Source organism: Saccharopolyspora sp. NPDC050642 (genome assembly GCF_040654735.1).
Classification (GTDB): Bacteria; Actinomycetota; Actinomycetes; order Mycobacteriales; family Pseudonocardiaceae; genus Saccharopolyspora; species Saccharopolyspora elongata.
Genome location: NZ_JBFAIN010000002.1, coordinates 385,567 through 408,644, shown reverse-complemented (window position 1 = coordinate 408,644; position 23,078 = coordinate 385,567). Strand labels below are relative to the sequence as shown.

Sequence of the window (23,078 nt, the reverse complement as noted above, 5' to 3'; positions counted from 1 at the left end):
GCAGTTTCAATTGAAACTGCGGTCACTCCGGCACCGGGACCTCGGTCGCGGGGTTACGGCCGGTGGTCGCGTTGCAGGGCCGTCGCGCGGGCGCGGATCTCGTCGAGCTGCTCGTAGCCGCGCTGACCCGGGCAGGCCGTCTTGCTGACGTCGCGGTGGCCGAAGATCGTCGGTAGCGGGACCGCCGCACCGGCCGGGAAGTGCGAGTTGTCGGCGGGCCCCGCGATCAGCTCGGTGCGGCCGTCCGCGGCCACCCGGGCCGTGCCCAGCCTCCACGCGCTGATCGCCGCGACCGACTCGACGGTGTCGGGGGACGGCACGACGTGGTCGTAGTTGCCCATCATCGACACGCCGAACGTGCCATGGTTGAAGCCCCGCGCGTGCCCGCCGACGATGGCGTCGCGCAGCCCGCCCGCGCGGCCCTCGAAGATCGTGCCGCACTTGTCGACCAGCGCGTGGTAGCCGATGTCGCCCCACTTCAGCTCGACGGCGTGGTAGCGGTAGATCGCCCGCACGAGGGCGGCCGACTCGCGGCAGCCGTAATCGTTGGTCCCGGCGGTGTGATGCACCACGACGGCCTTGGTCTCGGTGCGCTCCGGCGGCCAGGTCATCTGGCCCTCGTCGGCACCCCACTGCGCGCGGCCGACGACCGGCGGCTGGCCGGGAGCGTTCGACCGGGGCGCCGCGGCCGGTGCCGTGCCCGGGTCGATCGCGACGAGCTCCAGATCACCGGTCACGTCGACGCCGCCCCGGCTGGCCCGCACCTGCGCGGAGTCGGCGCGGCCGGTCCACAGCGGTTCGCTGCCCTGCAGGGTGCCGCGGTCGGGAGCCGAGTCGATCGGCTCCAGCGCCGTCCACGGGGTCCAGCCGGAACCGGTCCGGGTGCGCACCTCGATGCGCTCCGGCGCCGGCCCGCGCCAGGTCAGTCCGACCAGGTCGAAAGCGCGGTCGGCGTGCACCTCCCGCGTCGCGTCGCGGGTCAGCGGCGCGTCGCGCAACGCGATTCGGGTGCTGGTGGTCTCGGGGGGCTCCGCCGTGGAAGGCAGTGTGGCGGAGGCGAGCAGCAGTGCGATCGGAACGCTCAACCGGAGACGCATGGGCGATACCTCGCTTCCGCGCGGCGATCGGGGCTGTGCGAGGCGAGTATGCGGTGGGCGCCGATCAGCCGCCGCTCCAACTGCTCTGGACGAGTGACCACCCTCCGCCGTCCGATGTGGACAACTTCCGCAATTTCAATGGAAATCAGATCTTCGATTTCCATTGAAATTGCGGGACTCCGGCGTGTCGGGCACGCGACACGCCGGAGGGTGTGGACAACTTCTACGGTTTCAATGGAAATCGGATCTTCGATTTCAATGGAAGTTGCGGGGCGCCCGGGTCCGGCCGGAAGCGGAGGTAGGCGACCGCGGCGGCGATCAGGAAACCGATGCCGATCAGCGTGTAGGCGTTGCCGACGACCTGCTGCGAGAACGTCCAGTCCAGCTCGCGGTCCTCGGTGTTCGGCAGGTACCACTGCGGACCGACGAGCACCGTCAGCGCGCAAAACCCGACCGTGAGCAGCACGCCGTACCAGCGGTGCCGCAGCGACATCGCGAACAGCAGCGCCAACGCCGGCCCGGCCCAGACCCAGTGGTGCGACCAGGAGATCGGCGAAACCAGCAGCACCAGCACGGCGTTGAGCACCAGCGCCAGCGGCACGTTGTCCATCCGCAACGCGTACCGCATGCCGAGCACCGCCAGCACGAGCAGCAGCACCGAACCGAGCAGCCACAGCGAGTTCAGCTCGAACCCGGTCAGCGACTGCTTCGCCAGCAGGCTCCGCAGCGTGAGGTTGCCGGCGTAGACGGTGCCGAAGGAGTCCCCCGTGGACAGCATCTTGTCCAGCCACCAGTCGGCCGAGTCCTTCGGCGCGGCGATCCACCCGATCAGCACGGTGGCGGCGAAGGTGGCGCCGGTCACGGCCATCGCCCGGTAGTCCCGGCGCAGCAGGAACAGCAGCAGGAAGCCCAGCGGCGTGAGCTTGATCGCCGCCGCGATGCCCACCAGCAGCCCGCGCGGCCACCGGGTGCGCGGCAGCAGGCAGTCGGCCGCGACCAGCGCCATCAGCACCAGGTTGATCTGGCCGTAGTTGATCGTCTCGCGGGACGGCTCGATCAGCGTGAACCACGGCATCAGCACCGCCGTGGCCACCGCGACCTGCCCGGCGCGCGGCGCGAGGTAGCTGGACGAGCGGGCCAGCGAGTAGGCGGTGACGAGGATCGCGATGTGCGACAGCACCGCCACCAGCACCACCGCGCCGTCCACCGACAGCCAGGTCAGCGGGATGAACAGCAGCGCCGCGAACGGCGGGTAGATGAACGGCAACGTGCCGTAGTCCGGCGTCTCCGGCGTCAGGTCGGCGCCGTACACCTGGTCACCGTTCAGCCACGCGCGGGCACCGAGCCGGTAGATCTCGGTGTCCATGTAGCCGCGGGTGTCGATCCAGTGCACGAACCAGATCGCGAGGATCTCGACGATCACCGCCGCGACCAGCAGTACCCGCCCATCACGTGCGCGTGCCAAAACCGATGCTCACCGCCCCTGGAATGCGGCGCGGCGCACTCGCGTCGCGCCGGGCGCGATGTTATCGAAGGCACGACACGCCGGTCGGGTCGCCTGACGAGTAATAACATTCGGGAATAGCTGCGAACGGTACTGCCGGAATCACCCGCTGTTGCGAAAAATGCCTGATCAAGAGCGGAAATGCGCCTCGCTGACGCGATATCGACACGCCCCGTAGCCATGCGTAGCCTGGAACGTCAACGCGGTTTCGGGCCGGTGGTTCGTCCCCGCTACCCTCGACGGCTGTGAGCTTCGCAGGCTATGACCTGATCGTTGTTGGTTCCGGATTCTTCGGCCTCACGATCGCAGAGCGCGCCGCCACCCAGCTGGACAAGCGGGTGCTGGTGCTGGACCGACGTGACCACATCGGGGGCAACGCCTACTCGGAGGCGGAGCCCGAAACGGGTATCGAGGTGCACCGCTACGGCGCGCACCTCTTCCACACCTCGAACAAACGCGTGTGGGACTACGTGAACCAGTTCACCGAGTTCACGGACTACCAACACCGGGTGTTCACCAAGTACCAGGGGCAGATTTACTCGTTCCCGATGAACTTGGGCCTGTTGGGCCAGTTCTTCGGCCGCTCGTTCACCCCGGACGAGGCCAAGGCGCTGGTCGCCGAGCAGGCGTCCGAGATCGACACGGCGGACGCGCAGAACCTGGAGGAGAAGGCCATCTCGCTGATCGGCCGCCCGCTGTACGAGGCGTTCGTGCGCGGGTACACGGCCAAGCAGTGGCAGACCGACCCCAAGGAACTGCCCGCGGCCGTCATCAGCCGCCTGCCGGTCCGCTACAACTTCAACAACCGGTACTTCAACGACAGCTTCGAGGGCCTGCCGGTCGACGGCTACACGGCCTGGCTGCAGAAGATGGCCGACCACGACAACATCGAGGTCCGGCTGAGCACCGACTTCTTCGACGTGCGCGCCGAGCTGCCCGCCGACGTGCCGGTCGTCTTCACCGGCCCGCTGGACCGCTACTTCGACTACGTCGAGGGCGAGCTGGGCTGGCGCACCCTGGACTTCGAGACCGAGGTCGTGCCGACCGGGGACTTCCAGGGCACGTCGGTGATGAACTACGCCGACCAGGAAGTCCCGTACACCCGGATCCACGAGTTCCGGCACTTCCACCCGGAGCGCGACTACTACCCGAAGGACAAGACGGTCGTCGTCCGCGAGTACTCGCGGGCCGCGGAGAGCGGCGACGAACCGTACTACCCGATCAACACCCCGGAGGACCGGCGCAAGCTGGAGGCCTACCGCGACCTGGCCAAGATGGAGGCCAAGGAGCGGAAGGTCGTCTTCGGCGGGCGGCTCGGGACCTACAAGTACCTGGACATGCACATGGCCATCGGTTCGGCGCTGAGCATGTTCGACAACAAGATCGCCCCGTACTTCACCGAGGGGCGCTCGCTGGACGGCTCGCTGGAGGACTGACGTGACCGACCGGACCCCTCGAGAGGACCGTGCCGCCGCCGCGGGCGAGAGCAAGCTCAGCGACGTGACATCGATGCGCACCGGGACCGCCGACGTGGCGCCCGAGCAGGTGCTGCAGCGCGTCGTGTTCCCGCGCGGCGAGGACCCGCTGGACGTGCGCCCGCTGTACATCGACGAGCCCACGGCGCTGAACAGCTCCGCGATCGTCGTGTCGCGCCGCCGCCTGGTGGTGCCCGCGAACAGCAAGATCTCACTGGCCTCCTACTTCAACGCCTTCCCGGCCAGCTACTGGAAGCGTTGGACCAAGGTCGACGAGGTCGTGCTGCGGCTGAAGGTCAAGGGGGCCGGTCGGCTCGACGTCTACCGCTCGAAGGCCAACGGCGACAGCGTCCACCTGCAGGGCAGCCCGGTCGACAGCCCGGACTGGACCTCGCTGGAGTTCCGGGTGGCGCTGACGCCGTTCGAGGACGGCGGCTGGATCTGGTTCGACCTGTTCACCAACGACGCCTCGCTGGAGATCGACGAGGCGGCGTGGACCACCGACGTGCCGCTGCCCAAGCAGAAGGTGCTGATCGGCACCACCACGATCCGGCCCGCCGACTGCGTGCTCGCGCTGCAGACGCTGGGCGAGGACCCGGACGTGATGGCGGTCGTGGAGCGGGTCGTGGTCGCCGACCAGGGCCCGCAGAAGATCCGCGACACCGAGGGCTTCGACGAGGCCGCCCGCCGGATCGGCGACAAGCTGCACGTCATCGAGCAGGACAACCTCGGCGGCTCCGGCGGCTTCACCCGCGTCATGTACGAGGGCGTGCACAACTCGGACGCCGAGCAGGTCATGGTCATCGACGACGACATCGCGCTGGAGCCCGACGGCGTGCTCCGCGCGAACGCGTTCGCGCGCGCGGCGTCGAACCCGGTGATCGTCGGCGGCCAGATGCTCAACCTGCAGGCCCGTTCGCGGCTGCACACCATGGGCGAGGTCGTCGACCTCGCGCAGGGCATCTGGCGGGCCGCGCCTGGCGCGGTCACCGACCACGACTTCGCCAAGAAGCCGCTGCGCAAGACGGCCAAGCTGCACCAGCGCATCCACTCCACCTACAACGGCTGGTGGATGTGCCTGTTCCCGCGCGAGGTCATCGAGCGCACCGGGCTGCCGCTGCCGCTGTTCATCAAGCACGACGACTCCGAGTACTCCCTGCGCGCGGGCGGGCACGGGTTCCCGACGGTGACGCTGCCGGGCGCGGCGATCTGGCACATGCCGTGGACCGACAAGAACGACGCCACGGACTGGACCGCGTACTTCCACACCCGCAACCGGCTGATCCTGGCCGCGCTGCACAGCCCGGAGGAAGTCAAGTCCAACATCGTCAAGCAGGGCCTGAAGCTCACGCTCCGGCACCTGCTGTCGATGGAGTACTCCACGGTCGCGGTGCAGCAGAAGGCGATCGAGGACTTCATGGCCGGCCCGGACGGGCTGTTCGAGACGCTGCGCACGGCGCTGCCGGAGGTCCGCGAGCTGCGCAAGGACTACGACGACGCGAAGACGCTGCCGTCGGCCCGCGAGTTCCCGCCGCCGTCGGCGGACCCGATCATGGCGGAGGGCCTGCTCAAGCCGCCGGTGAACCCGGCGGTGATCGCGGCCCGCGCGTCCAAGGCGCTGCTGCACAACCTGAAGGAGCCGACGAAGGCGGCCTCCGACAGGCCCCAGCTGAACGTGCCCGCTGCCGCCGCCCGGTGGTTCCTGCTGGGCAACCTGGACAGCGCGACCGTGTCGAACGCCGACGGCAGCGGCGTGGCGTTCCGGCGCCGCGACCCGGAGGAGTTCCGCCGGCTCGGCCTGCGCGCGCTGGCGAACTACAAGCGGCTGGCGCAGGAGTGGGGCCGGCTGCGGTCGGCCTACCGCGCCGCGCTGCCCGAGCTGACCAGTGCGGAGTCCTGGAAACAGGTCTTCGACAAGAAGTGACCCCGACTCACCCGGAGACGATGTGGCAGAGCTGACGACGGCGACCGCCCCCGAAGAACTCGCTGAAGAGGCATCGGCGGCGGTCACCCCCGAGACCGTCGCGCTGCGCAAGGTGCAGGGCGCGCTGGCGAAACCGGCGGTGGTGAAGACCGCGCGGGCGATGTCGCTGTTCGGCGAGCACGCCGGTGGCTGGCTGGCCATCGGCGCGGTCGGCGCGCTGGTGGACCGCAAGCGCCGCGGCGAGTGGCTGACCGCCGCCGCCGGGGTCGCCGCCGCGCACGCGGCGTCGATCGCGGTGAAGCGGGTGGTGCGGCGCCGGCGGCCCGCCGACCCCGAGGTGCAGGTGCTCGTGGGCACGCCGAGCAAGCTGAGCTTCCCGTCCTCGCACGCGACGTCCACGACGGCCGCCGCGGTGCTCTACGGCGGGATGACGGGCAAGAAGCTGACCCCGGTGCTGGTGCCGCCGATGATGGTCAGCCGGCTTGTCCTGGGGGTTCATTATCCGAGCGATGTGGTCGCCGGTTCGGCGCTCGGCGGTGCCGTGGCGTGGGGCGTGCGGCGATTCATGAGACGGCGGAGGAACCGTGGCTGACAAGAACGAAACCGAGGTCGACACCGGGAAGCCCGATGCCTCGGCCGAGGTCGAGGCCGAGGCGGAAGGCAGCAACGGTGCCGCCGTCGGCGACGCGGTGCTGAGCGGCGCCGAGAAGCCCGACACCGACGGGTCCGGCGCTGACAAGTCGGATGACGACGAGTCCGACGCGGACGAGTCCGGTGCCGACAAGGCCGCGAAGGCCAAGCTGGCCGAGGTCGAGGCGGACGCGGACGGCACGATCGGCGCCGAGTTCGGCGACGAGGTGCTGGAGGCCGCTCCGGTCAAGTCCGACGACATCAAGGACAAGTCCTCGGACGCCTACCACGCGAAGGTGACCGCGAAGGCGGGCACCACGGCGGGCCTGGTCACCGGCCTGATCAAGGAACTGCGCCCCAAGCAGTGGGTGAAGAACGTCCTGGTGCTGGCCGTGCCGTTCGCGGCGGGCGAGATCCTCAACCCGGGCGTGCTGTGGCACTCGGTCGTCGCGTTCATCGTGTTCTCGATGGCGGCGTCCGGCATCTACTTCGTCAACGACGCGATCGACGTCGAGGCGGACCGGCAGCACCCGACCAAGCGGAACCGCCCGATCGCCGCCGGCCTGATCCCGGTGCCGATCGCATACGCGGTGTGCGTGCTGCTGCTCGGCGGCTCGCTGCTGATCTCGGCCGTGACCAGCATGCAGCTGTTCGCGGTGATGGCGGTCTACATCGCCGTGCAGCTGGGCTACTGCTTCGGCCTGAAGCACCAGCCGGTGATCGACCTGTGCATCGTGGCCTCCGGCTTCCTGCTGCGCGCCATCGCCGGTGGTGCCGCCGCGAACCTGGTCATCACGCAGTGGTTCTACCTGATCGTGGCGTTCGGCTCGCTGTTCATGGTGGCGGGCAAGCGCTACGCCGAGGTGAAGCTGGCGGCGGAGACCGGCGCGAAGATCCGCAAGTCGCTGAAGGCCTACTCGCCGTCGTACCTGCGGTTCGTGTGGGCGATCGCGGCGGCGATCACGATCATGTGCTACGCCCTGTGGGCGTACGCCATCCAGGAGGACGAGGCGTCCCGCTGGGGCCTGATCTCGATCATCCCGATGGTGGTCGCGATCCTGCGGTACGCGGTGGACATCGACAAGGGCGTGGCCGGGGAGCCGGAGGAAGTGGTCCTGAAGGACAAGGTCCTGATGGTCCTCGGCGTGATCCTCGCCGGCTGCCTCTTCCTGGCGTTCTACCTGTGAAGAGGACGAACACAGCGGCGCCCCCGACCGAATCAGGCCGGGGGCGCCGCTGCATTTCGGGCGTCCACCACGTGCTCGCCCGGTCGACCGTTGATCCTGCCGCGGTGAGGTGCTGGTTGTTCATTCGCTGATCACCCGGTGGGCAGGGTGCCTTCATCGTTCGGGGCGAGAGTTGGGGCGTTTCCCGAACGATGGAGGTCGTCTTGTCTGAACCCACCGGCGTCTCGCGGCGCAGCGTGTTGCTCGGCGGTACCTTGGCGGGTGCCGCCGCACTGTCCACTGTGGCCGCGTTGCCGGCGGTCGCGCAGCAGGGTGCCGGCGTCGCCCGGCGGGGCGAGGTCTTCGCGCTCGGCGTCGCGTCCGGCGATCCCGCGCCCGACGGCGTCGTGCTGTGGACCCGCCTGGCGGTGAACCCGCTGGCCGAGGACGGCATGGGCGGCATGCCGAACCGGACCTTCCCGGTGCAGTGGGAGGTCGCCGAGGACGAGAGCTTCAAGCGCGTCGTGCAGCGCGGCGAGGCGCAGGCCGCGCCGGAGCTGGGGCACAGCGTGCACGTCGAGCTCTTCGGCCTGCGCCCGGACCGCGAGTACTTCTACCGCTTCCGCGCCGAGGGCTCGCTCTCGCCGACCGGCCGCACCCGCACCGCGCCGCTGCCGGGCGCGCTGACCAGCCTGTCGATGGCGTTCGCGTCCTGCTCGCAGTACGAGCACGGCTACTTCACCGCATACCGGCACCTCGCCGAGGAGCACCCCGACCTGGTGCTGCACCTCGGCGACTACCAGTACGAGTACAAGGCCGGCGTCTACGTCGCGCCGGGCGGCAACCCGCGCGACCACGCCGGACCGGAGACCGAGACGCTGGCCAACTACCGCCAGCGGCACGCCCAGTACAAGGCCGACCCGGACCTGCAGCAGGCGCACGCGGTGGCCCCGTGGGTCGTGGTGTGGGACGACCACGAGGTGGACAACAACTGGGCGGACGAGATCCCCGAGAAGCCGGAGATCCCGCAGCCGAACTTCCTGGAGCGCCGCAAGGCCGCCTTCCAGGCCTACTACGAGAACATGCCGCTGCGCCGCGCGCAGGTCCCGCACGGCATCGACCTCCGGCTGCACCGCCGCGTCCAATGGGGACGGTTGGCGACGTTCCACATGCTCGACACCCGGCAGTACCGCGACGACCAGGTCGGCGGCGACAAGTTCCCGACCCAGGACCCGGCCCGGCTGGACCCGAAGCGCAGCCTCACCGGCGCCGAGCAGGAGCGCTGGCTGCTGCACGGCCTGCGCCGCTCCAACGCCAAGTGGGACGTGCTCGGCCAGCAGGTCATGTTCGCCGAGATCGACTACCTCAACGGCCCGGACAAGGCCTACAACCCGGACGCCTGGGACGGCTACGTCGGCTCGCGGACCCGCGTCATCAAGGGCTGGGAGCAGGCTAAGACCCGGAACCCGGTGGTGCTCACCGGTGACGTGCACACCAACTGGGCCAACGACATCCACGACGGCGACAAGATCGTCGGCACGGAGCTGACGACCACGTCGATCACCAGCGGCGGAGACGGCTCGCCGAACCTGACGAACAAGGAGAAGGGCTACCTGGCGGAGAACCCGCACGTCCGCCTGTACAACAACCAGCGGGGCTACATCCGGACGAAGTTCACGGCGGACGAGCTGCGGGCGGACTACCGAGTGGTCCCGTACGTCTCGAAGCCGGGCGCCCCGGTGGAAACCCTGGCATCGTTCGTGGTCGAAGACGGCAAGCCGGGCCTCAACAAGGCCTGATCCGGAGGTGGCGCGCAGCACCACCGGGCTGCGCGCCACCCTTCGTCAGCCGGCTTGGGGTCCTGATGCCCGTCGCCGTCACCGCGCATCAAGGGAACGCGAACGCCGCCGGCCGGTGGTGCCGCAACCTCAATGGAAATTAGAGGTCCGATTTCCATTGAAATTGCGGGAGTTGTCCACAGGTTCCGGCGTGTCGTGGCCCGACACTCCGGAGGAGCCCAGTTTCAATTGAAACTGGGCGAGCCACGCAAACCGATCCTGCATCCTTCTTCGTCAGCCGCGTTGGGTGGCGGCGAGCGTGCCGAGCAGGGTGAGGGCTTCGCTGCTCGGCGAGCCCGGCTCGGCGTGGTACACGACGAGCTCCTGGCCGGGGCTGGATCGAACGTCGAAGGTCTGCATGGTCAGCGTCAGCGCTCCGACGTCGCGATGCTCGAAGCGCTTGCGCTCCAGCGCCTTGCCGCGAGCGTCGTGGCTGCGCCACAGCTCCGCGAACTCGGGGCTATCAGCCAGCAGCTCCCCGAGCACCTGCTGGATCCGCGGGTCGTCCGGGGCTTTGCCGTGGCCGAGGCGGAAGCCGGCGACTGAGTTGCGGGCGACGTCGTACCAGTCCCGGTAGAACGTCCGCGCCGTCGCGTCGGTGAACACGACGTGCATCAGGTTGCGCGAGTGCGTCCAGTCGTGGAAGAGCGCGTCCGCGATCTCGTTGGACGCCAGCACGTCGTAGGCCCGGTTGTAGACGATGGCCGGGTTGTTCGGCCATGCCGACATGAGGGACAGCAGGCTCGGGTCGACGCGGTCGGGCACCGCGGCGACCCGGTCGCGCGGGCTGAGCCCGGCCAGGCGGAACAGGTGCTGGCGGCCGTCTTCGCCGAGCCGGAGGGCGACGGCCAGTGCGTCGACGACCTGCGCCGAGGGCGTTCGCTCGCGCCCCTGCTCCAAGCGGATGTAGTAGTCGACGCTCACGCCTGCCAGCAGGGCGACTTCCTCGCGCCGCAGGCCGGGGACCCGGCGGGGCCCGGTGCTGGCGAGGTTCACCTCGTCCGGGCCGAGCTGCGCCCGCCGGTCGCTGAGGTAGGCCCCGAGTTCGGATCGTGCCACGTCAGCAGCGTAAACGTCCCGCCAGGCGATGTCGTGGGTGCAGCGCTCCCATGAAGACAGCGCCCTCCCGCCGGGATGCCGCGACGGCCATCGTCGTGGCGTGTCCATCAACGAGTCACAGGGCCGCGATCCTGCCGAGGGCAAGGTCGTGCTCGTCACCGGTGCCAGCAGCGGGATCGGCGAGGCCATCGCGTCCCGTTTGCTCGGCCGAGGCCACCACGTGGTCGCGGGTGCACGCCGGGAAGACCGGCTGCGGGAGCTGGCCGAGCGCACCGAGCAGACGGCCCGCGGTTCGGGCGGCAGCCTCCACCCGGTGCGGCTGGACGTCACGGACCGGGCCGACGTCGAAGCGTTCGTCGCGCAGGCCCGCGAACGCTTCGGGCGCATCGACGTCCTCGTCAACAACGCCGGCGTCATGCCGCTGTCGCGGCTGGACAGCCTGCTGGTCGACGAGTGGGACCGGATGGTCGACGTGAACGTCCGCGGCCTCCTGCACGGGATCGCCGCCGCCCTGCCGCACTTCACGGCTCAGGGATCGGGCCACTTCGTGACGATCGCGAGCATCGGAGCCCACCAGGTCGTGCCCACCAGCGCCGTGTACTCCGGCACGAAGTACGCGGCCTGGGCGATCACCGAGGGGCTGCGCCAGGAGTCCGACCCCTCGATCCGGGTCACGACCATCTCTCCCGGGGTGGTCGCCTCCGAACTCGCGGACTCCATCACCGAGAGCGGCGCGGCCGCGGCGATGCGCACCTACCGCGCGCACGCGATCGACGCGGACGCCATCGCCGGAGCCGTGTCGTACGCCCTGGACCAGCCGGGCGACGTCGACGTGAACGAGATCGTCGTGCGCCCGGCCCGGCAACGCTGACCCCATCACGAGAAGGAACCCATGACCACCGCTCTTCCCACCGCTTGGGATCTCACCGGCCGCGTAGCGGTCATCACCGGAGCCGCTCGCGGCATCGGCCGCGCCACCGCCGCACTGCTGCGCGAGCGCGGCGCCCGCCTGGTCGTCACCGACCGCTCCGAGGCCGTCGAGGAGCTCGCCGCGGCCGACCCGGACCACGTGGCCGCGCTCGTCGGCGACGTCGCCGACGAGGAGCTCGCGCGAGAGACCATGGAGTTGGCCGCCGATCGGTTCGGACGGCTCGACATCCTCGTCAACAACGCGGGCCGAACCCTGAACAAGCCGATCATCGAGACCACGGTGGAGGACTTCGAGGCCATCCTCCGTGTCAACGCGCGCGGCAACTTCGTCCAGGCGCGCGAGGCGTTCCGCGCGATGGAAGCCGCCGGAGGCGGTGCCATCGTCTCGATCGCGTCGGTCTCCTCGGTCGTCGCCTTCGAGACCCAGACCGCTTACGCCGCATCGAAGGGAGCCCTGGCCCAGATCACCCGCGTGCTCGCAATCGAAGGCGGCCGCAAGGGAATCCGCTCCAACGTGGTGCTCCCCGGGGTCATCGACACCGACATCATGGAAGGTGTCGTGGAGAACGGACGCGAGATGCTCGCCTCCTTCGGCGAGGCGCACCCGATCGGCCGCATCGGACGCCCCGAAGAAGTGGCCGAGGCGGTCGCATTCCTAGTCTCCGACGCGGCGAGCTTCATCACCGGCGCCCTCATCGCCGTGGACGGCGGATTCACCGCCCAATAAGCGCCCCCGCCTGCCGTCACCCGGGTGACGTGCGATTTCTCGCGAAATTGCGCGTCAGCCGTGGTTGAGGCCGAGGTGGCGGGTTACTTCGTGGGCCATTGCGATGGCGTAGGACTGGCCTCGGTCCTGGGGGTAGATCTGGGACATCGTCGCCAGGGTCACTCCCGGCATCGTCGTCCGGTGGCCCGGGATCAGGGCGCGGTACTGCGGCGTCACGATCGGTTGGGCGAAGCCCGCCTTGGAGAAGTGCCAGTCCAGGATCCAGGAGCGGTCGAAGTCCGGGTTCAGCTTGCGCAGCCACGGGATGTAGCGCTCCAGCAGCTCGGCCGGATCGGTGGTGAACCGCCAGTCGTCGCGCGGCACGTAGTTGCCGACGTACACGACGTGCCGGCCGCCGTACTCGCTGCGGTCGACCATGTTCGTGTGCTCGACGACCGCCAGGAACGGGAACGCGGTGTCGTTGATGTTCAGCCAGTAGTGCGGGATGACGCTGCGGTCGCACTCCAGGATGAAGCAGGTCGCGCCGAGGTACTGGTTCTGCCACAGCACGTTGTCGGCGTCGATGCCCGCCGCCTTCGCGAACACCGGCTGCGGGACCGTCACGATCAGCCGGTCGAACTCGTAGCTGCTGCCGTCCCGAGCGCCCACCAGCACCGTCGCCCCGGGCTGGCGGATCGTCTCGACCGGCTTGCCGAACTCGACCTTCCCGCCGCGCTCGGTCACCGCGTCCAGCAGCGCCCGGTACACCCGCTCGAAACCGCCGCGCACGTAACCGAGTTCGAAGGTGCGGTAGTGGATCCGCGCCCACAGCCAGGCCATCGAGATCTGCTCCGCGTGGGCGCCGAACTTGCCGGTCAATAGCGGTTCCCAGATCTTCTCGGTGACCCGCGGCCCGGCCCAGCGGCGCATCCAGTCCAGCGCCCGAACCGAGTTGAACCGCTGTCCGTTCCGGACGAACTTCAGCGCCGCCGAGGACGCCCCGAAGCGGAACCGGTCCAGCAGCGAGAACTTCGGGAACCGCAGCATCTCCTGCGGCGTGCCGAAGTCGTGCAGCTCCCCGTCGACGTACACGCCGGTGCTGGGCCGGTGGAAGCGCAGCAGGTGCCCGAGCCCGAGCTCCTCGACGAGCTCGATCATCGCCCGGTCGGTCCGGAAGCTGTGGTGGTAGAAGCGCTCCAGCGGCGTCCCGCCGACCTCGATCGACGCCGCCAGCCCGCCCAGCTCCGACGACGCTTCCAGCACCGTCACTTCGTGCCCGGCCTTCACCGCGTCGAACGCCGCGGTCAGCCCGGTCGCGCCCGCCCCGACGATGCCCACCCTCATCCGAAGCTCCACTTCTTGTTGATCGTGTACTGGAAGATCAGCACCACCGGCAGCGAACCGGCCTTGACCAGGTTCGGGTCGATGCCTAGCCAGCCGGAGAACGCCTGGAGCAGCACGAACGTCAGGCCGATCCCGGCGACGCCGACGGCGTAGAACCGCAGGAACCGCACTGCGATCCGGTCCCGCTTGCGGAAGTTGAACAGAGTGTTGAGCACGAAGTTGTTGGTGATCCCGGCCGTCGTGCTGATCGCGTTCGCGAGCTGCTCGTGCAGCCCGGCCGCGTTGAACAGCAGCAGGAACAGCAGGTAGTCCAGCAGCACGCCGCTCGCGCCGATCACCGCGTACAGCAGCAGCGACCGGCTGATCAGCCGGTCGCGGGCCTCGACGGGCTCAGTCCTCGTCATGCGATATCACGTTCCGCACGATGTAGAGGGGGCGCTGCTGCACCTCGTGGTAGATCCGGCCGACGTAGCTGCCGATGACGCCCAGCGACACCATCTGCAGCCCGCCGAGGAACAGCATCGCGACCATCAGCATGGTCCACCCGGAGACGGTGATCGCGGGGAAGAACAGCCGCAGCGCCACCGCGTAGACGATGCCGAGCATCGCCAGGACCAGGGTGATGAAGCCGATCCGGGTGATCAGCTTGAGCGGCACCGTGGAGAAGCTGGTGACCCCGTCGGCCGCCAGCCGCAGCATCTTGCGCATCGGGTACTTGGTCTCGCCCGCCACCCGCTCGTCGCGGTCGAACAGCACCTCCTGCTGCTCGAAGCCCATCGACGCGACCATGCCGCGGATGAACCGGCTGCGCTCCCGGAAGCCCCGCAGCTCCTCGGCGGCCCGCCGGTCGAGCAGCCGGAAGTCGCCGGTGTCGACCGGGATGTCCACCTCGGCGCAGCGCCGCAGCACCCGGTAGTAGGTGTGCGCGGTGGCGCGCTTGAACGGCGTGTCGCGGCGGGTGCGCCGCCGGGCGGACACGATCTCCGCGCCGTCCAGCCACGCGTCGATCAGCTCCAGGCTGACCTGCGGCGGGTCCTGCAGGTCGGTGTCCATCACGATCACCGCGTCGCCGCCCGCGTGGTCCAGCCCGGCGGTGATGGCGATCTGGTGGCCGAAGTTGCGGGCGAAGTCCACCACCCGCACCCGCGGGTCGTTCTTGGCGACGTCCTTCAGGACGCCCAGCGAACCGTCCGAGGAGCCGTCGTTGACGTAGACGAACTCGTAGTCGAACTCGGCCCGGGTGGCGGTGGCCGCGGTGAGCTCCTCGTGGAACCGCTTGATGCCCGCGACCTCGTTGTAGACCGGCAGCACGTACGAGATCAGCGGCGGCGCGCCCTCGCCGGTGGCTCTCCGCTGCTGTTGCGGGACCGGAACCCGGACCTGCTGGTGCATCGTGTCGGCCATGGTCACTCCCCTCGCCAACCCCACCGTGGAACAGGAACGCCCCTCGCGCCGGGGGCGTTGCCCGGCAGCGGGTAATCCACCCCGATCAGGTGGTCACGTTCGGCGTAGTCGAGGGTTCTTCCGGCCTCGGACGGCCCGGTCGCGGGCGCTTCGGTGGAATTGCCGTCGCCCGGCCGGATAGACGAGCAGATCGAGATCGCCACCGCTACCCCCAGTGCTCCTGCGCCGATCACGGTGCGAAAACCGCCGTCAGGGTAACGGCCCCGACCCCGCCCGGCGCGCCGAAACGATGCGCCCGATCGGGCGGTGTCGACGCCGTTGGAGTGATCGTGATCGGCGGGCTCCAGGGCCGTGCGTGCTTTGTGCCGCTCTGGCAGCACAACGCACGCACGGGCCCTGACCAGCGGGAACGGTGACTCGTGGGTCAGTGCTCTTCGAAGGGGTATGCCGGATCGCCTGCGGCGCCGCCGATCCGCTCGCGGTGCTGCGTCGTCGCGTACGCGTCGCGTTCGATCGGGTAGCGCGCGTAGAGGACGTGGCCCCAGGTGTTGCCGGGGGCGTCGCGCAGGCGGCTGGGCAGCTCGTAGCGCTGGGAGAGCATCGGAACCCCGGCGAACACGCCGCCGATGTCGGGGCCGAACGCCATCGAACCCTCGCCGAGGGGCGGCGTGATCAGCATCCGCGGAGTGCCGGCGACGCCGTGCGACACCCGCGGGTAGTCGGACAGGCAGGGGAACACGAAGCTCATCGTCCAGTCGATCAGCACCGGTTCCCGCTCCGCGAGCGCCTGCCGCAGCGGCACCACGTCCCGCACCGCCGGGCCGCTGACCGTCAGCCAGCCCTGCTGGTCGGTGGTGCGGTCCTCGGCGAGCACCCGGACCCGGTCGGCCCCGGCCGGGATCTGCCCGGGTTCGACGGTGAGCAGCCGCCAGCCGCGGAAGTTCCGCCAGTCGATCGGCCTGCCGTGGCGCGGGTCGTCGAACGGCAGCTCGGTAGGCGGCGGATCGCGCAGCTCGCGCGTCGCCACCGGCCCGCCCGCGGTGCCGAACTCCAGGGCCAGCGAGTTGCCCTGCTCGGGCCGGCCGGACACCCACACCGACAGCGTCTGGTCGCCGGCGAGGCCGGGCAGGCCGAACCAGGCCGAGGTCAGCGAGCCGGTCGTCTGCGGCCCGCCCGTCGTGCTGGTCCAGGCGAACTGGCTCGCCGCCGTCGTCGCCACCTCGCCCTCGGGGGCCTTCGGGTCGTCGGGCCGCTTCGCCAGCAGCGGCTCGCCGGGGTGCTCTTCGCGCAGGTCGGGCTCCTGCGGCGGCCCACCGGCCGAGGTGAAGCCGTCGAGGTCGGCGGTCCCGGCGATCGGCGCGAGCCGCTCGGCGATCGGCAGCGCCTCGATCTCGTTCTCCAGCCCGCAGCTGCTGCCCCGGATGCTCTGCGAGTTCATCCGCGCGATCGAGAAGCGGTCGCCCATCGTCTGCGGCGCGACGATGAACGATCCGAGCAGCACCGCCACCGACGCCAGCGCGGCCGACCCGAGCACCGACATCGGCATGACCGTCCACATAAGACCGCGAGGGGCGGGCCGAGACAGCATCGCGCGGATCCGGACGAAGCAGAAGGTGAGCACGCCGACCGCAACGCCGGTGGCGAGCCAGAGCGCCGGGCTGTCCAGCGGCAGGCCGGGCCGGACGGGCGTGTCGGACCACGGCACGGCCATGTCGGACTGCATCGGCCACACGTTCGGCCCCATGAACGCCAGGGCCGCAGCCACGGATGCGGCGATCCCGCCGAACACGCCGACCAGCCGCGCCTCGCGCTTGGCCCGCTCTATCCTGCCGATCCGGCCCAGCAGCACGACGGTCACCGCGAGCAGCGCCGAGCCGACCCCGGCGAGCGCCCCGAAGTGGTGGGTCCACTTCGACGGCGTCAACCACAGCGCGACCAGGACCGCGACGACGGAGCCGAGCACCATCGGCAGGTCGGGCAGCTCGGTCCAGCGGTGCACCTGGCGCATCGCGCACGCCGCCGCGATCAGCACGGCGGCCACCACGAGGAACACGACCAGCCGCTTGGTGGCGGTGCCCCAGATGCTGGTGCCCAGCAGGTTCGCGTACCGGTCGATCTCCTGGTACCAGCCGAGGCTCGGCCCGAACTCGTCGTGGATCGCGGTCGCGCTCCGGACTCCGTTGAGCGTCGAGTCGGCGAACATCGCCACCAGGCCGACCGAGCCCGCGCAGCCGAGCAGCACGACGCGCGTGGGCAGGCTGACCCACCGCGGCAGGGCACCGCGCTGCGCCAGCACCCGCCAGATGCGCGGGGCGAACACGAGCACGGTGAGCAGCGCGCTCACAGCGGTCGGCGTGACGGACATAGTCAGCCCGGCGATCAGCGCGGCGACGCCCAGCCAGAAGTGCGGCGCGCGCGTCCGGCCCATCTTCAGCAGCGCCGCGACCAGCGCGGACGTGCCCAGCGCGACGAACGGCTCCGGCCGGATGCCCAGCCCGAACGGCAGCCAGCAGGCCAGGAAGAACACCGCGGTGAGCAGGTGCAACGGCAGGCGCCGCGTGCCCCGGCACACCGGCAGGACGATGCCGCGGCTGACGACGAGCCAGGTCAGCAGCCCGGCGATCGCGCTGGGCACGCGCAGCCAGGCGGGCGCGAGGCTCTCCTCCGACACCCACCGCATCAGGTGCTGGACCAGCGTGAACGGCGTCTCGGAGGCGTTGAACCAGCGGTAGTAGTTGCCGATGTCGCCGGCGTCGTCGTAGTTGCGGACGGTCATCATCGCGAAGCCGTCGTCGTCGGTGAGCGGCCCGATCACCAGCCAGCCCGCCAGCACCGCCGCGACCAGCGCGTCGACCGGCAGGAGCAGCGGCGACACGCGGATCCGGCCGAGGGCGGGCGGGGCGTGGACGAACAGCAGGACCAGCGACACGAGCGCGAGCACCAGCGTGGTGGTGATCAGGGTGCTCTTGATGTCGGTCGGCGAGGTGTCGAACCAGGAGAAGGTGCGCGCGGTGACCGAGATCCCGGCGAGCTCCTCGGGTTCGAGGTCGGTGGCGAAGGTGAAGATCTCCGGCGCCGCCATGCCGGGCAGCACGATCGGCGGGCGGCCGCCCGCGGTCACCACGGATCGCGTCGAGTCCGCGTGGATCGACAGTTCGCAGGTGCCGGGCGGCAGCGGGACCTGGTGCTGGTCGAGGACGAGCTCCGGCTTGCCGTCGCGGGTGGTCAGGACCAGGCCTTCGCGGTCGCTGCCCGGCGGCAGGGTGGTCAGCACGGTCGTCCGCGCCGGCCGGTCGAGCGCGGCGCGCAGCACCGGGCACGGCACGGACGCGTCGAACGACGCGGGCCGGTAGGGCGCGAAGAACGCCGTGGTGGACCGGGCCTCGGCGGCCGGCCAGCTCACCTCGGTGCGATCCACCCAGACGGGCGCGAACGGCAGCGCGAGCGCACAGCCGAGCCCGACGATGCCGATGCAGCACGCCAGGAGGTGCGCCACCCACAGGCCTGCGCGGGATCGCCGCGGGCGGTCGGCACCGGTTCCGCCGGTCTGCGGCTCGGCCGGCGGATCGAGCTGTGCCGGACTGCTCAAGTACTTCACCGCGCTCCTCGCAGATCGGAATTTTCCTCGCCTGCTCAATCCTGGCCAACGCTGCGCGCGACGCACGGCGGCGGCGCGCCGAATTCGTCCAGCCGATTGACGATCGGGGCGCCGCGCAGGTTGCCCGCGGCGGGCAACCCGTCGCCCCGCTCCGGCGTGCACGTGTCGGACAGACAGGAGCGGGCACATGGTGGGCGTTGCGGAAGTTGCGGTCGCGGAGGAGCAGCGGGAGCGGACTCGGCCCGCCGGCTCGTTCTGGCTGCCGCTGGTGGTCGGCGTCGTGGCCGGCGCGCTGTTCTGGGTCGTCCACAGCGCGCTCATCGACGACAGCTACATCACGCTGAGCTATGCCCGGAACCTGGCGTTCCACGGCCACTGGGGACTGATCGGCGCCGAAGTCTCGAACTCCGCGACCGCGCCGCTGAACGTGCTGGTGCTCGCCGCGGTCACGGCGGTGGTGCGGCAGCCGGTCGTGGCGCTGGGCGTGGTGTTCGTGCTGGCCAACGTCCTGCTCGCGGTGTCGCTCCGCAGCGCGGCGCGGACCAGTGGTTTTCCCGGTTGGACGGGCGCTGTGGGGGCGCTGCTGGTGGCGGCGAACCCGCTGGTGCTCTCGACGGTGGGCCTGGAGATGACGCTCGCCTCGGCGCTGCTCGGCGTGCTGCTGCTGGCGGCGGTGCAACGCCGGCCGGTGCTGTTCGGCGTCGCCGCCGGGCTGCTCGCCCTGACGCGGCTGGACCTCGGCGTGTTCGTGCTGGTGGTGCTGATCGGCCGGCCGGGCCTGTGGCGCGGCTGGTGGCGCTGGTTATCGGCGGCCGCGGCGATCGTGGTGCCGTGGTTCGCGTTCAGCTGGCTGTACTTCGGCTCGGCAGTGCCGGACACGCTGGTGATCAAGCAGCTGCAGAAGTCCTGGGGCGACTGGGACTTCAGCAACGGCCTGGAGCTCTACCACGGGGTTTTCCCGACGGCCGTGGTGGTTTCGCTGATCCCGGCCGTGCTCGGCCTGGTGTGCTTGCCGATCGCGTGCGTGCTGCGGGCGTTCCGCCGCGCCGTGCCGCTGTGGCCGTGGGCGCTGATCGGGCTCGGCGCGGTCGCGCACTACTACGTCTACACGCTCATGGGCGTTCCGCCGTACCACTGGTACTACGCGCCGAGCCTGATCGGGCTGTCGTTGTTGCTGGCTGGAGGCATCGGCGCGGTCGCGGCCCGGTGGTCGTTGGCGGGCTTGGCCGGGTGCGCGGTGCTCGCGGCGCAGCTCTGGTTCGCCGCTCAGCACGGCCTGCCGTGGCGCGAGGCGGCGATCATGACGAACTGGGCGACGGCGGCCGAGTACGAGCGCATCGGCACCGACCTCGGACGCCTCGTCGGCGACCGCACGGTCACCAGCCCGGGCGAGATCGGCGCGCTCGCGTACTTCTGCGACTGCGCGATCGTCGACACCTTCTCCGACCGCGGCTACCTGGCGCCCCAGATCGAGCAGCGGCTGGCCGACGCGACGCCGTTCGTCCGCGCGCTGCTGGAGTTCAACTACCGCCACTTCACCCCGACCGAACCGCGCCCGATCGACGTGGTCCTCCGCCGCGAACCTGGCCCGGGCCCGGACCCGCGCTGGGACATCGGCTCGACCTGGGCGGAACACGCCCACCTGGTCCTCGAACCCCGCTGACGCCCGGACCTGCGGAAGCGTCGCGGGCGACGGCCACGGATCGGGCAACCGGAAATCGCCCCGCCGATCTCCGGTTGCCCGCCCCTGCTCAGCCCTTCGGGACGTCGACGACCGCGCCGGAGTCGCGGTGCCACTCGATGGAGCCGTGCTCGAACTCGCTCGCCCGGCCCTGCGGGACGTCGTGCTCGCCCGTCACCGGATAGCCCAGGTAGGAGCGCTCCCAGCCGAGCTGCGACCAGCGGGCGCGGATGCCGCCGTACACCTCGTGCGCGCCGGTCTGCGGCGTCCAGTAGATCGACGCCCCGCCGGTGCCGGTGAAGTGGTTGAAGCGGCCCCGCCCGTCGGGCGTGCCGAGCTCATCGGTGGTCGGGTAGCCGAGCACGCCCGCCGGGCCGCTCAGCTCGATGTAGCGCTGCGCGATCACGCCCTGCACCGAGTGCGCGCCGGTCTGCGGGCTCCACACGATCCCGGCCGGGAAGCTGCCGTCGCCGTTGAACCGGTTGTAGCGCCCCACACCGTCCGGTGTGGACAGTTCGTCGGTGACCGGGAAGCCCAGCGGGCCGCGTTCCCAGCCGGTGGCGGCCCACTTCTCCCGGATCGCGCCCTGCACCGCGTTCGCCCCGGACGGCTGCGTCCAGTAGATCGACGCGTTCTCGTGCTGGGCGTTCGGCGTCAGGAAGTGGTTGTAGGCGCCGAAACCATCCGGCGTGAGCCGCGTGTCGGTCGCCGGGTAGCCGAAGCGGGCGTCCTCGCCGAGCTCGCGGAAGTGCTCCAGGACCGGGCCCACGACCAGGTGCCCGCCGGTGCGCGTCGACCAGTAGATGGCCGAGTGGATCACGCCGTCGCGGGTCAGGAAGTCGCTGTACCGGCCGCCGCCGCTGCTGGCCAGCTCGTCGGTGATCGGCACGCCCAGCGCGTCGTGCCCGCCGCGCTCCAGGAACCCCAGGTAGATCATCCCGCGCACGACCGTCACGTCGGTGTCGGGAGTCCAGTAGAAGCGGGCGTTCTCGAAGTCCTGCCAGCGCAGGCCCTCGTCCTCGACGACCTCCTGCCCGGCGGGCGCGCCGACCTGCGCCTTCTCCTCGGCGGACATCGATTCGTAGCGCTGCTGGATCGCGCCCTCGCCCGGACCGGCTTCGCCCGGCGCCGCGGTCGTCGGCTCAGCAGGAGCCGATGTCGTCGGCTCGGACGACGCGGAAGTCGTCGGCTCGACGGGTGCCGACGTGGTCGGTTCGACAGGTGCCGAGGTGGTCGGCTCGCTCGGGACCTCGGCGGACGTGCTCGGCGCCGAGGTCGTCGGTTCGGTCTGCGCGACCGCCGGCGCGGCGGTGGCCAGCCCGGTGATCGCTGCGGTGGCGGCCACGGCCGCCACGAGTCGTTTGACGTTCACTCGCAACCCTTTCGGTCAGGTCATCTGGTGATCGCCGAAAGACCCCCGCAGGTTGCCCGGATTCGCGGTTTTCCCCTGAACGGACCGACGGGCAGAATCGGTGCGTTCCGTGGGTCCTCCAGACGTTATGGGCAGGTGGAGGACCCACGGACACGGGCACCCGATGAACCCCACTTCGCCGGGCATCCGCGCTTCCTCTGCGCGAAGCGCGTCGGGAAGTCACATATCGGACGGAACGCCTTAACGGCGCCGTCACATCGATGATCGCCGGAGAGACTTGAAACGTTGCCTCTGGAGCGAAATTTCTGCGCCTTTCGTTACCGTCCGGTCGGCTCCGTTCCATCCCGGTGCGCTGGCGCGGCCACCGGCCGCGGTCCACCGCGGAACCGGTAACCGGTCAACCAGGCGTGCCGGTACTCGAAGACGGCGAGCACCAACGTCGAGGCCACCCCGCAGAGGTTCAGTCCGAGCCACAGCGGAGCGGGCACGCCCTTGGTGTCGAGGCTGATGATCTCCTGCCCGGTGATCAGCAGCACGAAGAACGACGAGGCGACCGGTGCCAGCAGCGGGTGGATCTCGCTGATCCAGAAGCTGGTGCGAGCGGCCCAGTAGAGCGTGCAGAGGCAGAAGGCCGCGTACCAGCCGATCACGGCCACCACGATCAACGCGACGAGCAGCCCTGCCAGCGTGGTGACCTCGTAGCTGCCGCCGTCGGTGGCGAGGAGCAAGGCCAGCGGCAGCGCGAACGCTGCCAGTGCGAGCGCCCCTCGACCCAACATGCGCCGGCCGCCCGGGAGGAGTTCGTAGCGGTACCCGGATCGGGTCACGGCGAGCAGCACCAGGAACGGCAGCGGCGCGGCCAGCATGGCGAATGCCGCGGTGCGCAACGCCTTGGCGTAGTTGTCGCCCAAGACCATGAACGGCGAGAGGTAGGCGTTGGTCGTCACCAGCACCGCGAGCAGGCCGACCGCCGACCGCCAGAACGCCAGCCGATCCAGCACCCGGTCCCGCTGTTGCCGCCCGACGCGCGGTTTGTACACGAACCTGGCGGCGAGCCACGGGAAGACCAGGTGCGCGATCACGCGGAACGCCAGGATCACGTGATCGGGCTTGATCTCGCGGGAGCGTCTCGGTTGTTCGGCGGACATCTGGCCCTCGTGCGGCGCGGAATCGGGTTGGCGGTGCCATCGTGGTGCGCACCCGTGCTGATTCCCGATTCTCCGCGACAACCGCCCTGTTTTCGTGCAGAACGGGGAACGTGCGGGATAACCCTCGGAATCGCAGGGGTACCCCTTCCTCCGAATGCTGCGGTTTCATGCGGACGGCCCACTGCGGAAGCCGAATCCCCGT

17 protein-coding genes are annotated in these 23,078 nt (G+C 70.2%); 8 read left to right on the top strand and 9 right to left on the bottom strand.

Features of this window, described 5'->3' with window-relative positions:
* Positions 1 to 53: 53 nt before the first annotated feature.
* Both AB0H93_RS05655 and AB0H93_RS05650 read right to left on the bottom strand, forming a co-directional pair.
* A complete protein-coding gene (locus tag AB0H93_RS05655; protein WP_358567893.1) occupies positions 54 to 1,097 on the bottom strand; it encodes a peptidoglycan recognition protein in 1,044 nt (347 codons plus the stop codon).
* A gap of 223 nt (positions 1,098 to 1,320) precedes the next feature.
* The gene (locus tag AB0H93_RS05650; RefSeq protein WP_358567890.1) at positions 1,321 to 2,562 is read right to left on the bottom strand and encodes a glycosyltransferase 87 family protein; all 1,242 of its coding nucleotides are present in this window, start codon (positions 2,560 to 2,562) and stop codon (positions 1,321 to 1,323) included.
* Positions 2,563 to 2,846: 284 nt separating this feature from the next.
* Here AB0H93_RS05650 and glf point away from each other — a divergent pair, with 284 nt between their 5' ends.
* From glf to AB0H93_RS05625, 5 genes are all read left to right on the top strand, one after another.
* Positions 2,847 to 4,037 carry a UDP-galactopyranose mutase gene (gene glf / locus AB0H93_RS05645; protein ID WP_358567887.1) on the top strand — a complete coding sequence of 397 codons (1,191 nt, stop codon included), beginning with the start codon at positions 2,847 to 2,849 and terminating at the stop codon, positions 4,035 to 4,037.
* Position 4,038: 1 nt separating this feature from the next.
* The gene (locus AB0H93_RS05640; protein ID WP_358567884.1) at positions 4,039 to 6,000 is read left to right on the top strand and encodes a glycosyltransferase; all 1,962 of its coding nucleotides are present in this window, start codon (positions 4,039 to 4,041) and stop codon (positions 5,998 to 6,000) included.
* Between the two features lie 160 nt (positions 6,001 to 6,160).
* A complete protein-coding gene (locus AB0H93_RS05635; protein WP_328592434.1) occupies positions 6,161 to 6,592 on the top strand; it encodes a phosphatase PAP2 family protein in 432 nt (143 codons plus the stop codon).
* Positions 6,593 to 6,926: 334 nt separating this feature from the next.
* Positions 6,927 to 7,817, top strand: coding sequence for a decaprenyl-phosphate phosphoribosyltransferase (locus tag AB0H93_RS05630; RefSeq protein WP_358568476.1), 891 nt, complete (start codon positions 6,927 to 6,929; stop codon positions 7,815 to 7,817).
* A gap of 203 nt (positions 7,818 to 8,020) precedes the next feature.
* The gene (locus tag AB0H93_RS05625; protein WP_358567881.1) at positions 8,021 to 9,595 is read left to right on the top strand and encodes an alkaline phosphatase D family protein; all 1,575 of its coding nucleotides are present in this window, start codon (positions 8,021 to 8,023) and stop codon (positions 9,593 to 9,595) included.
* Between the two features lie 273 nt (positions 9,596 to 9,868).
* Here the strand turns inward: AB0H93_RS05625 and AB0H93_RS05620 are convergent, their stop codons facing one another.
* The gene (locus AB0H93_RS05620; protein ID WP_358567878.1) at positions 9,869 to 10,693 is read right to left on the bottom strand and encodes a helix-turn-helix transcriptional regulator; all 825 of its coding nucleotides are present in this window, start codon (positions 10,691 to 10,693) and stop codon (positions 9,869 to 9,871) included.
* 100 nt (positions 10,694 to 10,793) lie between these two features.
* Between AB0H93_RS05620 and AB0H93_RS05615 the strand changes: the two genes are divergently transcribed.
* Positions 10,794 to 11,564 carry an SDR family oxidoreductase gene (locus AB0H93_RS05615; RefSeq protein WP_358567875.1) on the top strand — a complete coding sequence of 257 codons (771 nt, stop codon included), beginning with the start codon at positions 10,794 to 10,796 and terminating at the stop codon, positions 11,562 to 11,564.
* A 21-nt stretch (positions 11,565 to 11,585) separates the two neighbouring features.
* Positions 11,586 to 12,350: an SDR family NAD(P)-dependent oxidoreductase gene (locus AB0H93_RS05610; RefSeq protein ID WP_358567872.1), complete on the top strand. Its 765-nt coding sequence runs from the start codon at positions 11,586 to 11,588 to the stop codon at positions 12,348 to 12,350.
* Between the two features lie 54 nt (positions 12,351 to 12,404).
* Here the strand turns inward: AB0H93_RS05610 and AB0H93_RS05605 are convergent, their stop codons facing one another.
* The 4 genes from AB0H93_RS05605 to AB0H93_RS05590 form a co-directional block, all read right to left on the bottom strand.
* On the bottom strand, positions 12,405 to 13,673 hold the full coding sequence (locus AB0H93_RS05605) for an NAD(P)/FAD-dependent oxidoreductase (protein ID WP_358567870.1): 1,269 nt from the start codon (positions 13,671 to 13,673) through the stop codon (positions 12,405 to 12,407).
* Positions 13,670 to 14,077, bottom strand: coding sequence for a GtrA family protein (locus tag AB0H93_RS05600; protein WP_358567867.1), 408 nt, complete (start codon positions 14,075 to 14,077; stop codon positions 13,670 to 13,672). Before AB0H93_RS05600 ends, AB0H93_RS05605 begins: the two co-directional genes overlap by 4 nt.
* Positions 14,064 to 15,077, bottom strand: a complete 1,014-nt coding sequence (locus AB0H93_RS05595) for a glycosyltransferase (RefSeq protein WP_358567864.1) — start codon at positions 15,075 to 15,077, stop codon at positions 14,064 to 14,066. Before AB0H93_RS05595 ends, AB0H93_RS05600 begins: the two co-directional genes overlap by 14 nt.
* A gap of 424 nt (positions 15,078 to 15,501) precedes the next feature.
* Positions 15,502 to 18,675 (bottom strand): arabinosyltransferase domain-containing protein, encoded by a 3,174-nt coding sequence (locus tag AB0H93_RS05590; RefSeq protein WP_358567861.1) that lies wholly within the window; start codon positions 18,673 to 18,675, stop codon positions 15,502 to 15,504.
* A 187-nt stretch (positions 18,676 to 18,862) separates the two neighbouring features.
* On the opposite strand from AB0H93_RS05590, the gene AB0H93_RS05585 reads away from it, so the two are divergent.
* Positions 18,863 to 20,338: a hypothetical protein gene (locus AB0H93_RS05585; protein WP_358567858.1), complete on the top strand. Its 1,476-nt coding sequence runs from the start codon at positions 18,863 to 18,865 to the stop codon at positions 20,336 to 20,338.
* A gap of 88 nt (positions 20,339 to 20,426) precedes the next feature.
* On the opposite strand, the gene AB0H93_RS05580 is transcribed toward AB0H93_RS05585, so the two are convergent.
* Both AB0H93_RS05580 and AB0H93_RS05575 read right to left on the bottom strand, forming a co-directional pair.
* Positions 20,427 to 21,728 carry a hypothetical protein gene (locus AB0H93_RS05580; RefSeq protein ID WP_358567855.1) on the bottom strand — a complete coding sequence of 434 codons (1,302 nt, stop codon included), beginning with the start codon at positions 21,726 to 21,728 and terminating at the stop codon, positions 20,427 to 20,429.
* A gap of 317 nt (positions 21,729 to 22,045) precedes the next feature.
* Positions 22,046 to 22,876, bottom strand: a complete 831-nt coding sequence (locus tag AB0H93_RS05575; protein WP_358567852.1) for a hypothetical protein — start codon at positions 22,874 to 22,876, stop codon at positions 22,046 to 22,048.
* Positions 22,877 to 23,078 lie beyond the last annotated feature (202 nt).